This is a genomic window from Arthrobacter sp. MDT2-34-1 (genome assembly GCF_059091365.1).
Genome location: NZ_JBNHGO010000001.1, coordinates 257,356 through 269,588 on the forward strand (window position 1 = coordinate 257,356; position 12,233 = coordinate 269,588).

The 12,233-nt window shown below is 66.3% G+C and carries 12 protein-coding genes; 9 read left to right on the forward strand and 3 right to left on the reverse strand.

Annotated features, from left to right (window positions below):
- Window positions 1-51: 51 nt before the first annotated feature.
- Entirely contained in the window at window positions 52-2,601 is a 2,550-nt protein-coding gene (locus AC5RVV_RS01180; protein WP_493999624.1) for a DEAD/DEAH box helicase, read from the reverse strand.
- A 91-nt stretch (window positions 2,602-2,692) separates the two neighbouring features.
- On the opposite strand from AC5RVV_RS01180, the gene AC5RVV_RS01185 reads away from it, so the two are divergent.
- A complete protein-coding gene (locus AC5RVV_RS01185) occupies window positions 2,693-3,469 on the forward strand; it encodes a trans-aconitate 2-methyltransferase (protein ID WP_493999625.1) in 777 nt (258 codons plus the stop codon).
- An 89-nt stretch (window positions 3,470-3,558) separates the two neighbouring features.
- Here the strand turns inward: AC5RVV_RS01185 and AC5RVV_RS01190 are convergent, their stop codons facing one another.
- Window positions 3,559-4,452: a glucose 1-dehydrogenase gene (locus AC5RVV_RS01190; RefSeq protein ID WP_493999626.1), complete on the reverse strand. Its 894-nt coding sequence runs from the start codon at window positions 4,450-4,452 to the stop codon at window positions 3,559-3,561.
- 301 nt (window positions 4,453-4,753) lie between these two features.
- Here AC5RVV_RS01190 and AC5RVV_RS01195 point away from each other — a divergent pair, with 301 nt between their 5' ends.
- The 6 genes from AC5RVV_RS01195 (at window position 4,754) to AC5RVV_RS01220 (ending at window position 7,917) form a co-directional block, all read left to right on the forward strand.
- Window positions 4,754-4,972, forward strand: a complete 219-nt coding sequence (locus AC5RVV_RS01195; protein WP_493999627.1) for a CsbD family protein — start codon at window positions 4,754-4,756, stop codon at window positions 4,970-4,972.
- Window positions 4,973-5,167: 195 nt separating this feature from the next.
- On the forward strand, window positions 5,168-5,581 hold the full coding sequence (locus AC5RVV_RS01200; RefSeq protein ID WP_493999628.1) for a CBS domain-containing protein: 414 nt from the start codon (window positions 5,168-5,170) through the stop codon (window positions 5,579-5,581).
- A gap of 11 nt (window positions 5,582-5,592) precedes the next feature.
- Complete coding sequence (locus AC5RVV_RS01205; RefSeq protein WP_493999629.1) at window positions 5,593-5,802, forward strand: hypothetical protein; 210 nt, start codon at window positions 5,593-5,595, stop codon at window positions 5,800-5,802.
- Between the two features lie 290 nt (window positions 5,803-6,092).
- A complete protein-coding gene (locus AC5RVV_RS01210; RefSeq protein WP_493999630.1) occupies window positions 6,093-6,344 on the forward strand; it encodes a hypothetical protein in 252 nt (83 codons plus the stop codon).
- 158 nt (window positions 6,345-6,502) lie between these two features.
- Complete coding sequence (locus tag AC5RVV_RS01215; RefSeq protein WP_493999631.1) at window positions 6,503-6,958, forward strand: hypothetical protein; 456 nt, start codon at window positions 6,503-6,505, stop codon at window positions 6,956-6,958.
- Window positions 6,959-6,990: 32 nt separating this feature from the next.
- A complete protein-coding gene (locus AC5RVV_RS01220; protein WP_494001250.1) occupies window positions 6,991-7,917 on the forward strand; it encodes a DNA topoisomerase IB in 927 nt (308 codons plus the stop codon).
- 125 nt (window positions 7,918-8,042) lie between these two features.
- Here the strand turns inward: AC5RVV_RS01220 and AC5RVV_RS01225 are convergent, their stop codons facing one another.
- Complete coding sequence (locus AC5RVV_RS01225) at window positions 8,043-8,687, reverse strand: MBL fold metallo-hydrolase (RefSeq protein ID WP_493999632.1); 645 nt, start codon at window positions 8,685-8,687, stop codon at window positions 8,043-8,045.
- Between the two features lie 109 nt (window positions 8,688-8,796).
- Between AC5RVV_RS01225 and AC5RVV_RS01230 the strand changes: the two genes are divergently transcribed.
- On the forward strand, window positions 8,797-9,180 hold the full coding sequence (locus AC5RVV_RS01230; protein ID WP_493978542.1) for a GntR family transcriptional regulator: 384 nt from the start codon (window positions 8,797-8,799) through the stop codon (window positions 9,178-9,180).
- Window positions 9,181-9,382: 202 nt separating this feature from the next.
- Window positions 9,383-12,229 carry an excinuclease ABC subunit UvrA gene (gene uvrA, locus AC5RVV_RS01235; protein ID WP_494001251.1) on the forward strand — a complete coding sequence of 949 codons (2,847 nt, stop codon included), beginning with the start codon at window positions 9,383-9,385 and terminating at the stop codon, window positions 12,227-12,229.
- The last annotated feature ends 4 nt before the right edge of the window (window positions 12,230-12,233 follow it).

The following is a 12,233-nucleotide window of genomic DNA, read 5'->3' on the forward strand; positions in this document are numbered from 1 at the left end:
CAACCGCCTGCAAGCGGAAGCCGCCGGCCGGCCCGGGCCGACCCGCCGACCTCAGCCGCCGGCCGGTCCGACGTCGAGAATCCGGATCGCGGCCGCTCCCGTCTCGTTGCTGGCGGCAAGGTCCACCTCGGCGCTGATGCCCCAGTCCCGGTTGCCGGCCGGGTCATCAAAGATCTGCCGCACCTTCCAGACGGCCGGCTGCTCCTCGATGATCAGCAGCGCCGGTCCGCGCGCATCCGGCCCGATGCCGAGGTCGTCGTACTCCTCGTAGTAGGCGTCCATCGCGTCCGCCCAGCGGTCGGCGTCCCAGCCCGCATCGGCATCCAGGGCACCGAGCTCCTCTTCCTGCTCCTTGGCGAACAGTTCCACCCGGCGGAACAACTCGTTGCGCACCATCACGCGGAAGGCCCGGATGTTATCCGTCAGCTTCGGCGGCTCCTGCGTGAACACCGACTCGGCGGCGTGCTCGGCCGCCAGATCTGCGGCGCCCTTGCCCGCGGCGAGTTCTTCCCACTCGTCCAGCAGGCTGGAGTCGACCTGCCGCACCAGCTCGCCCAGCCAGGCGATGATGTCGGCCAGGTCCTCGCGCAGGGCCTCGGCCGGCACGGTCTGCCGCAGTGCCTTGTAGCCGTCGGTCAGGTAGCGGAGCACTATGCCCTCGCTGCGGGCCAGCCCGTAGAACTGCACGAACTCGCCGAAATTCATCGCCCGTTCGTACATGTCACGGATCACCGACTTCGGCGCCAGTTCAAAATCGCCCAGCCAGGGCGCACCGTGGCGGTAGGTCTCGAAGGCGGCCTCGAGCAGCTCGGCCAGCGGCTGCGGGTAGGTGACCTCGTCCAGCAGGGCCATCCGCTGGTCGTATTCGATGCCGTCGGCCTTCATCGCAGCCACGGCTTCGCCGCGTGCCTTCTTCTCCTGCGCGGACAGGATCTGGCGGGGCTTCTCCAGCGTGGCCTCGATGATGGAGACCACGTCCAGTGCATAGCCGCCGTCCTCGGGGTCCAGCAGGTCCAGGCTGGCCACGGCGAACGGGGAAAGCGGTTGGTTCAGCGCGAAATTCGGCTGCAGCTCCACCTTCAGCCGGACGAGGTGCCCGTGCTCGTCCGGCGCGTCGAGGCGTTCCACCAGGCCGGAAACCACCAGCTCCCGGTAAATGCCCAGTGCCTTCTTGATCAGCTTCAGCTGGGACGCGCGTGTTTCGTGGTTGCGTGTCAGCAGCCGTTTGGCGGCGGCGAACGGGTCCCCGGGGCGCTCGAGAATGTTCAGCAGCATCGCGTGGCTGATGGAAAAGCTGGACGTCAGCGGTTCGGGGTCGCTCTCCACCAGCTTGTGGAAGGTCGGTTCGCCCCAGCTCACGAAGCCGGTCGGCGGCTTCTTCTTCACCACCTGGCGAAGTTTTTTCTGGTCGTCGCCGAACTTGGCCACCGCCTTGGCCATCGCCTTGGTGTTCTCCACCACGTGTTCCGGGGCCTGCACGACGACGGTGCCCGCCGTGTCATAGCCGGCCCGGCCCGCCCGCCCGGCGATCTGATGGAATTCGCGCGCGTTGAGCAGGCGGGTGCGCACGCCGTCGTACTTGCTCAAGGCGGTCAGCAGCACGGTGCGGATGGGCACGTTGATGCCCACCCCCAGGGTGTCGGTGCCGCAGATGACCTTCAGCAGCCCGGCCTGCGCCAACTGCTCCACGAGCCGGCGGTACTTGGGCAGCATGCCCGCGTGATGGACGCCAATGCCGTGCCGGACCAGGCGGTTGAGGGTCTTGCCGAAGCCGGCCGCGAACCGGAAACCGGAGATCAGTTCCGCGATGCGGTCCTTCTCCTCCCGGGTGCAGACGTTGATGCTCATGAGGTTCTGTGCGCGCTCAATGGCTTCCAGCTGGCTGAAGTGCACCACGTAGACGGGTACCTGCCTGGTGGAGAGCAGTTCCTCCAGCGACTCCTGCACGCTGGTCTGCACATAGTAGTAATGCAGCGGAATGGGGCGTTCGGCCGAACTGACGGTGACCGTCGCCCTGCCGGTGAGGTCGGTGAGTTCCTTCTCGAATCGGGTCACGTCGCCCAGCGTCGCGGACATCAGCAGGAACTGCGCCTGCGGCAGTTCCAGCAGCGGCACCTGCCAGGCCCAGCCGCGCTGCGGGTCGGAGTAGTAGTGGAACTCGTCCATGACCACCGTGCCAAGGTCCGCGGCGGAGCCCTCACGCAACGCGATGTTGGCCAGTATCTCGGCGGTGCAGCAGATGATCGGGGCGTCCTGGTTGACCGACGAGTCGCCGGTGACCATGCCGACGTTCTCCGGGCCGAAGATGTCGCACAGGGCGAAGAACTTCTCCGACACGAGCGCCTTGATGGGTGCCGTGTAATAGCTGACGGTCCCGGCGGACATGGCGTGGAAGTGGGCCGCGATCGCGACCAACGACTTCCCCGACCCGGTGGGGGTAGCCAGGATGACGTTGTTGCCGGTGACCAGCTCCATGACGGCCTCGTCCTGGGCAGGGTAGAGCGACATTCCACGGGATTCGACCCACTCGGTGAACCAGGTGTAGACGTCGTCGGGATCTGAGGCAGTGCCGGTACCCGGCAGGAGCTGGAGAAGATTCATGTTGTTTCCAGCTTATGCGGTGGTCGCGCCGCGCCATGCGGGCACCCGGCGGTGCGCCGCCCCGGCGGGGGCGTGGCGTAACGTACTGCCCATGCACTGGGACCCGCAGAAGTATGTGGAATTCGCCGGCCACCGCGACCGGCCGTTTTTTGACCTGACCGGAAGGATCGCCGCCGACGACCCCGCAGTGGTGGTGGATCTGGGCTGCGGCCCGGGCGGCCTGACGGCGGCGCTCGCCGACCGCTGGCCCGCCGCCAGCATCACCGGAGTGGATTCCTCGCCCGAGATGATCCGGCAGGCGCAGCAGCGGCACACCTCGGCCAGGTTATCGTTCGCGGCCGGGGATATCCGGACCTGGACCCCTCCGGCGGAGCTGGACGTGCTGGTGTCCAACGCCGCGCTGCAGTGGGTGCCCGGGCACCAGGACCTCATGCGTTCCTGGCTGCGCGCCATGAAGCCCGGCAGTTGGCTCGCCGTGCAGGTACCCGGCAACTTCGCCGCGCCGTCGCACGCGCTCATGCGGGCGCTCGCCGGCTCGCCGCGGTGGCATCGCCGGCTGGACGGGGTGCTTCGCCACGAGGACGCGGTCTCCGAACCCGAGGACTACCTCATGCTGCTACGGGACGAAGGCTGTGACGCCGACGTCTGGGAAACGACCTACCAGCAGTTGCTCCAGGGGCCGGATCCGGTGCTGGAGTGGGTCAGGGGGACCGGCTTGCGCCCCGTCCTGGCCGCCCTGCCGGCGGCAGAAGCGGCCAAGTTCGAATCAGAGTACGCCACGCTGCTGCGCGACGCCTACCCGGCCGGCGAGCACGGAACCGTGTTCGGATTCCGCCGGATCTTCGCGGTGGGGCGCAAGCTCGGCTGAGTCTTCTGTTCTCCGCTTTCCTCCGGACGACCGCCCCGCGACCCGGTGTGCGGCGCAGGGGCGGTCCTCGAAGGCCGGGCGTTTCGCTTCTACGGCGTGGGCGTTCCGCCGTTGACGTTCAGCGTCTCGCCGGAAACGTAGCTCGACTCCGGCGAGGCCAGATAGACGTAGGCCGGCGCCAGTTCGGTGGGCTGCCCGGCACGGCCGAGGGGAACGTTTTTGCCAAACTCCGGCAGCTTTTCCTTCGGCTGTCCCGCGCTGACCTGCAACGGGGTCCAGAAGGGGCCGGGGGCCACGGCGTTGACCCGGATCCCGCGGCTTGCCAGCTGCTGCGCAAGACCCTTGGTGAAGTTGTTGATGGCCGCCTTGGTGGAGGCGTAGTCCAGCAGGACCGGCGAGGGATTGTAGGCCTGGACCGAGGTCGTGTTGATGATCGTCGAGCCCGGCGGCATGTGCGGCACGGCGGCCTTGGTGATCCAAAACATGGCAAAAACATTTGTGCGGAACGTGTCCTCGAACTGTTCGTCGCTGATGTCTTCGATTTTCTCGACGGCGATTTGGCGCCCTGCGTTGTTGACCAGGATGTCCAGCCCGCCCAACTGTTCCACCGCCTTGGCGACCAGCTCGCGGGACGCCTCGGCATCGGAAATATCGCCCGGAAGCAGCACCGCCTTCCGGCCATCCTGCTCGATGACCGAAGCGACGTGCCGGGCATCGGATTCCTCCGCCGGAAGGTAGGAGAGGGCGACGTCGGCTCCCTCGCGGGCGAACCCGATGGCGACGGCGGCGCCGATGCCGGAGTCAGCTCCCGTGATCAGGGCCTTGCGGCCGGTCAGCCGGCCGGTGCCGCGGTACGACTCTTCGCCGCGGTCGGTCTCGGGCTCCAGCTCTTTGTCCAGCCCGGGCTCCGGCTGGCTCTGTTTGGGCGGCGAGATGCTGGGAAAACGGTCTACCGGATTCTGGAAGGTGTACTGATCCGTCATGTCTGGCTCCCTTCTAACGGCCGCTGCGAAGGCTCCGCCGGCACCGTTGGTGCTCCACTGGAGTGGAAGGCGTGGCCGGGGAGCGGCCGGTATGGTCAGTATGCTGATCGTGATGCCACCCTACGCTGTCGTGCATCGGGTCGTACAGCCGGGTAGCGGCCTGCCCTCCCGTAAGGATCCGGAAGCGCGAAGGGTCGGCCCCGGGCGAACCGGCCCGAAGGTCAGCAAGCTTTCTACTTGGCCCGCGGCGCGATACTCTGGCTAAACCTGTAGGAAAACCTGAACCGAAAGAGGTGCTGATATGGGTATGGGCGACAAGTTCGATGCTGCGAAGGACAAGGTGACCGGCAAGGTCAACGAAGCCGTCGGCGAGGCGAGGGATGACAAGTCCCAGCAGCTGAAGGGCAAGGGCCAGCAGGTCGAGGGCGAGGCCAAGGACAAGATCGCCGACGCCAAGGCCCACCTGAACGAGGACGCCGACCGTGTTGCCGACGACACCGAAGGCGGCGCCAGGCGCTGATCCGGTTCCTTTGTCACTGAGCCCCCGTGAGCCGCTGGTTCACGGGGGCTCCGTGGCTTAAGGCGCGGGCCGCCCTTCAATTCCCCCGCGCCCTGTGGTAATTGTAAGTAACCTTATAAATCAGCTTGGCGTGCTCGTCCCCGCTGGCCGGACGGTGCGCGAAGCGGCTCGAACTACCTGAAGGGACTGATATCCGTGACAACCGCAAGGGAAATCATGACCGGTGGTGTTGAATGCATTGGCGAGAACGAGACGCTGGAGCTGGCCGCGCAAAAAATGCGGGACCTCGACGTGGGGTCGTTGCCCATTTGCGGTGAGGACAACAGGCTCAAGGGCATGGTCACCGACCGCGACATTGTGGTCAAGTGCCTGGCCGACGGGCGGGACCCGCGCGAGGTGAAAGCGGGCGAACTGGGCCAAGGCAAGCCGGTGACCATCGGCGCGGACGACAGCATCGAAGAGGCCATCAGAACCATGCAGGACCATCAGGTGCGCCGGCTGCCGGTCATCGATGGACACGACCTGGTCGGAATACTCAGCCAGGCTGACGTCGCCCGCAACTATCCGGAGGACCGGGTGGGTGAACTGGTCGAGTTCATCTCCTACTGATCCCGGCGGCCATGATGTCGGAGCAGTTGCCGGAGGCGTATGCCAGGTACCTGGCCGGATGTGAGCCGACCCAGGCCGACGCGATCCTGCCGGTGCTGAAGCAATCGGCCGCCGAAGGCGATCGCGGCGTGCTGGTCCGCTTCCTCCCCAACGAAGTGCAAGCCATGGCGGCCGAGGAGGTCCCGTTCGGAACCATCCGGGAAGAACGCTACGACGAATGATCATCCCGCCGTCCCCGGCGGACGGGTGCCCGGGATGCCCACGGCATCCCGGGCTGCCGCCTGTCAAGACCAAGGCGTAAAATTAACCGCGCCGGCGCGATAATACAGTCATTCGTTGCCGGAGGGGGGAAGCGCTTGTAAGCTCGCAGCAGTTGGAGCCGAATCGGCTCCCGGGCTATCTGGAGGCTGCGCATGGACAGGTCCGATGCCGGTCGGTATGCAGGGGGTTTCATCGGTTTGGGGCGGGACTGATGCGGCACCGCCATCTGTCACCCGCCGACGAATTTCCCATGGATCTGGCCCCCCTCGGGGACCCCGAACTGCTGGCACTGTACGGCAGGGCCATGCGCCAGCTCGAGCGGGAAAGCATCCAGTTCGGCGCGGCCGACCCCGAGACCGAGTTTCGCTTGGAGGAACTGCGCGTTGAACTGGACCGGCGCGACAGCAGGGACGCGCTGCAGGCCAGCAAGCGGCGGGTCCGTGGCCTGTACGGCAAACCAGGGGGCGAACCGCCGGACTCGCTGTATGACGGCACCAGCTAGGTCCGCCCGGGGCTGCTTTCGTGGCGGCTGATCCAAGCGGCCCGTGCCGCGGGCGGCCGTACACCCTTTCGGGGGCGCCGCCGCGGCGCCTATGCTGCTTTTCCAACCTCAGTATGATGGGTTACAAACAGTATACTTATCATTAGTTGGATTGCAGATTGGAAGGGCAGAAGATCATGATTGCCAATGACAGTTCAAGTGCCCATGCCGGCCAGGACCGGGAACCGGGAAGCGCGTTGCCCGATCCCTCGTGCTCTGCCTGCAGCACCGACGAGTACCTGGTCTTCGATGCCGTAACGCTGCTGCCGCCGCAGGCCGGGGCGCCCGCACTGCCGCGATGGGACGTCAGCTATTGGTGCAGCCGCTGCGACGCTTACTACGGGCACGAAACCTTCAAGGTGCCGGCCACGGAATCCGAGAGCGTCGGTATCGATTTCGGCGCCGAGGGCTACATGCACTGCGGGGAGCCCATGCAGCCGGTGGAACGCATCGACCACTCCATCGTTGATCCCGTGGATGCAGGCTCCCCGGAAACCGGGCCGCTACCTACCGTGCGGGTCGACGTCGAAATCCTTCGCTGCAGCTGCGGATTTAAGATGGAGGTGCCCGTCTGAGGCTAAGGCGCAGCAACGTCCGTGCACCCGGCATCACCCGCCGGCGCCACGGGACGGGGTTCTCCTACCGCAACCCCGACGGTTCGAGGCCTGCCGGGGACGAGCTCCGAAGGATCAAGGCGTTGGCGGTCCCGCCGGCGTGGTCGGATGTGTGGATCTGCCCGGCACCCAACGGGCACATCCAGGCCGCGGGAACCGACGATGCCGGGCGGCGGCAATACATCTACCATGCCCGTTGGCGGGAACTGAGGGATCGCGAAAAGTTTGACCGCTCCCTGGCGTTCGGAGCCACCCTGACCACCGCGCGCCGCAAGGTGACGAGGCTGCTGAGGTCCGGCGAACGAACCCGCCCGGTGGCCTGTGCCGTTGCCTTCCGCCTGCTGGACAGCGCGTCGTTGCGGATCGGTTCGGAAGTCTACGCCGAAGACAACGGATCCTACGGGGTTACGACGTTGTTGGTTCGCCACGTGCAGGTGCGGGAAGATACCGTCCGGCTGCATTTTCCCGGGAAGAGCGGACTGCAGTGGGACGTGGAACTGAAGGATCCGGATATCGCCGTCCAGCTGGCGGCGGTGCGGACCCTGAAGGCCGACGATCCGGCCATCGGTTACCGCAACGGCACCGGAGACTGGTCGGGGCTCGCCGCGTCGGAGTTGAACGAGTTTATCCACGAACTCTGCGGGCCGGAGTTCAGTGCCAAGGATTTCCGGACGTGGCAGGGAACGGTAACGGCCGCCGTGGCACTGGCCGGCTACACCGGCAAGCCGAATCTCACCGGACGGCGCAAGGCCGTGGTCGCAGCCATGCACGCCGTCTCGGAGCGGCTGGGCAATACGCCCGCCGTCGCCCGCAAGTCGTACGTGGATCCGCGGCTCGTGGACCGCTTTATGGCGGGACAGATCCCGGACGCCGCCACGTACTCCGCGGCGGAACGCAGCCTGCCGTCCTTCCTGGCCTGACAGGGGCAGCCTGCCATCCTTCCTCGGGTGGCAAGGGAGCGAAAGCAGCCCGCGGCGCTAGAATTAGAGAGCCCCGGCAGGCGGGATTCCCCCCAACGTCCACGTCTGTCGGGGTTGAATGCGCCCTACCAGCCGCGCGATTTCCACTCGTCCAGATGAGGCCGTTCTGCCCCGAGGGTGGTGCCGGCGCCATGGCCCGGATGGACCACCGTGTCGTCGGGCAGGTAGTTGAACACCCGTTCGGCCACATCGTTGAAGAGGGTTGAAAACCGTTCCGGGTCCTGCTGCGTGTTGCCCAGCCCGCCCGGAAACAGGGAATCTCCGGTGAACAGGTGCGGCGGACCCTCGGGTGCGCGGTAGAGCAGCGCCACGGAACCCGGCGTGTGCCCGCGCAGCTTGATGGCTTCCAACGAGAATCCGTCGAAGCGGCCGACGTCCTGATGCTCGAGCGCAACATCGGTCCGCACCTCGATCTGCGGAATATCCTCCACCCCGGCCGCCGTTTTGGCGCCGGTAGCGGCCACCGCCTCCGGCAGGGCCCGGACATGGTCCCAGTGGCTGTGCGTGGTCACGATCAGGGCAACCTCGGCCGGCCGCCCGGCATCCGCGGCGCCCTCGCGCAGCAGTTGCTGGATGGCCGGAAAGTCATCGGCGGCGTCGATCAACACCTGGGTGCCGGAAGCCTTGGCCGTCAGCAGATAGACGTTGTTGTCCATCTCGGAAACGGAAATACCGCGGATGGTGACTGCAGGATCTTCGTGAAGCAACATGCTTCCCAGCCTACCGACAGTCGACCCGGACGGCTCAGGATGTCATTCTGGTTGTAGCAGCGGACAGGCAGCGCGATGCTGGGGACACGACGAGGAGCGGGCGCAGACGATGGAAGCGAGCGAGTTTGACTGGCGGATGAACCGCGACAGCGCCGTGCCGCTCTTCGAGCAGTTGAGGCTGCGGATCATCGAAGCGGCCGATGCCGGCGAACTCCCGGTAGGCACGAAGCTGCCGCCCGTCAGGCGGTTGGCCGACCATCTGGGTGTGGTCCCGAATACCGTGGCACGCGCCTACCGGGAGCTTGAAACTGCCGGGCGGGTGGAAACCCACGGCCGGGCCGGCACCGTGGTCAGCGCCGGAGCCGGCAAGGCCCGGCAACAACTGGGCGATGCCGCCGAAGCATTCGCCCGCGCCGTTCACGGCCAAGGGATCGGCGGCAAGGAAGCACTCGCCGCCGCCAAGGCCGCGTTGGAGCGCCACGGCATCAAGTAGGCGGCATCAGGCGTCGTCTGGCGCCGGCCGGGGAGCCGACGATTGCGGACGCTCTCTGTCCGCAGGTGCCGTCCGCCGTGACCGATGTAATACAAGTTCGAACGAATTTTCGATTAGAGTAGATACCGTGCTAAAAGCAAGCGAAGCGTCCGTCCCGGCGACCGATTCCGAGTCTGCCACCTCCGTTTCCCGCTCCGCGGATATGTCCCGGCTGGTCGTCAAGGGCGCCCGCGAGCATAATCTGCAGAACGTCAGCGTGGACCTGCCCCGCGACGCCATGATCGTCTTCACGGGCCTGTCCGGCTCGGGCAAGTCGTCGTTGGCCTTCGATACGATCTTCGCCGAGGGCCAGCGCCGGTACGTGGAATCGCTCTCTTCCTATGCGCGGATGTTCTTGGGGCAGGTGGACAAGCCGGATGTGGACTTCATCGAGGGCCTGTCGCCGGCGGTCTCGATCGACCAGAAATCGACCAGCCGCAACCCGCGCTCCACCGTGGGAACAATCACCGAGATCTACGACTACCTGCGCCTGCTGTGGGCCCGCGTCGGCCGCCCCTTTTGCCCGCAGTGCGGTGAACCGGTGGAAAAGCAGACCCCGCAGCAAATCGTGGACCAGCTGCAAGAGCTTCCCGAAGGGACCCGGTTCCAGATCCTGGCCCCGGTAGTGCGCGGGCGCAAGGGCGAGTTCGTCGACCTGTTCAAGGAACTGAGCACCAAGGGCTTTTCCCGCGCAAAGGTGGACGGCAAGCAGGTGCAGCTAAGCGAACCGCCGAAGCTGGGGAAGCAGTACAAGCACACCATTGAGGTGGTGGTGGACCGGCTGGTGGCCAAGGAAGGCATCCACCAGCGCCTGACCGACTCGGTGGAAACCGCCCTGGCCCTCGCGGAGGGCCGCGTGCTGGCCGATTTCGTCGACATTGACGAGGACGACCCGGGCCGTACGCGTAGCTTCTCCGAGCACCTGGCCTGCCCGAACGAACACCCGCTCGCCATCGACGAGATCGAGCCGCGCTCGTTCTCGTTCAACAATCCGTTCGGCGCCTGTCCGGCCTGTACCGGTATCGGCAGCAAGCTCGAAGTAGATGTGGACCTGGTGGTCCCGGATCCCGACCGGAGCCTGTCCGAGGGCGCCATTGCCCCGTGGTCCTTGGGCAAAGCCACCCAGGAGTACTGGACGCGGTTGCTCGAAGGGCTCTCGCATGAGCTGGGGTTCTCCATGGACGAGCCATGGAAGAACCTGCCGAAGAAGGTCCGGGAGGCCGTACTGCACGGCAAGGACTTCAAGGTCGTGGTGCAGTACCGCAACCGCTTCGGCCGGGAACGGAAATACAGCACCGGATTCGAGGGCGCGTTCCAGTACATCCACCGAAAGCACGAGGAAACCGAGTCCGAGTGGGCGAGGGACCGTTACAAGGAGTACATGCGCGAGGTCCCGTGCCCGGAGTGCAACGGCGCGCGGCTGAACCCCGCGTCGCTGTCCGTGCTGATCAACGGCAAGTCCATCGCGGATGTGTCTGCCCTGCCGCTGCGCGAGGCGAGTTCGTTCCTCGCGGGCCTGGAGCTCTCGGCCCGCGAAACCCAGATCGCCCACCAGGTACTCATCGAGATCCAGGCGCGGCTGCGGTTCCTCCTGGACGTGGGCCTGGAATACCTGAACCTGGAGCGCGCCGCCGGCACGTTGTCCGGCGGGGAGGCCCAGCGCATCCGGCTGGCCACGCAGATCGGCTCCGGCCTGGTCGGCGTGCTCTACGTGCTCGACGAGCCCTCCATCGGCCTGCACCAGCGGGACAACCGCCGTTTGATCGAGACCCTCACACGGCTGCGCGACCTCGGCAACACCCTGATAGTGGTGGAACACGACGAGGACACCATCGCCGAGGCCGACTGGATAGTGGACATCGGACCGGGCGCCGGCGAGCACGGCGGCGAAGTGGTGCACTCCGGCTCGCTGCAGGAACTGCTGGACAACACGCGTTCCATCACCGGTGACTACCTGTCCGGCCGGCGCCGCATCGAACTGCCGGCCAAGCGCCGGAAGATGGACAAGAAGCGCCAGATCAAGGTGGTGGGTGCCCGGGAAAACAATCTCCGCGGCATCGATGCCTCGTTCCCGCTGGGAATCTTCACCGCGGTCACCGGCGTCAGCGGCTCCGGAAAATCGACCCTGGTCAACGACATTCTCTACAAGGTGCTGGCGAACAAGCTCAACGGAGCCAAGCATGTCGCCGGCCGGCACACCAGGGTGGAAGGCGTGGACCAGCTGGACAAGGTCATCCACGTCGACCAGAGCCCGATCGGCCGCACGCCACGCTCCAACCCCGCCACCTACACCGGAGTCTTCGACAACATCCGCAAACTGTTCGCCGAGACCAACGAGGCGAAGCTCCGGGGCTACCTGCCCGGCCGGTTCTCGTTCAACGTCAAGGGCGGGCGCTGCGAGGCCTGCTCCGGCGACGGCACGCTGAAGATCGAGATGAACTTCCTGCCGGACGTCTACGTTCCGTGCGAGGTCTGCCACGGCGCGCGGTACAACCGCGAGACGCTGGAAGTCCACTACAAGGGCAAGACGATTGCCGAAGTCCTGGACATGCCGATCGAGGAAGCAGCGGAATTCTTTGCCGCGTTCACCCCGATCGCCCGCCACTTGCGGACCCTGGTGGACGTCGGGCTGGGGTACGTCCGGCTCGGACAGCCCGCCACCACGCTGTCGGGCGGGGAAGCCCAGCGCGTCAAGCTCGCCAGCGAACTGCAGCGCCGCTCGAACGGGCGAAGCATCTACGTGCTGGATGAGCCGACCACCGGCCTGCACTTTGAAGACATCCGCAAGCTCCTGCAGGTGCTGCAGGGGCTGGTGGACAAGGGCAACACGGTGATCACCATCGAGCACAACCTCGACGTGATCAAGAGCGCCGACTGGGTTGTGGACATGGGGCCCGAGGGCGGTTCCGGCGGCGGCCAGATCATCGCCAGCGGCACTCCCGAGCAGGTGGCGGCAGTCGAGGGCAGCCACACCGGGCGCTTCCTGGCGGAGGCGCTCGGCCAGCAGTGAGCCT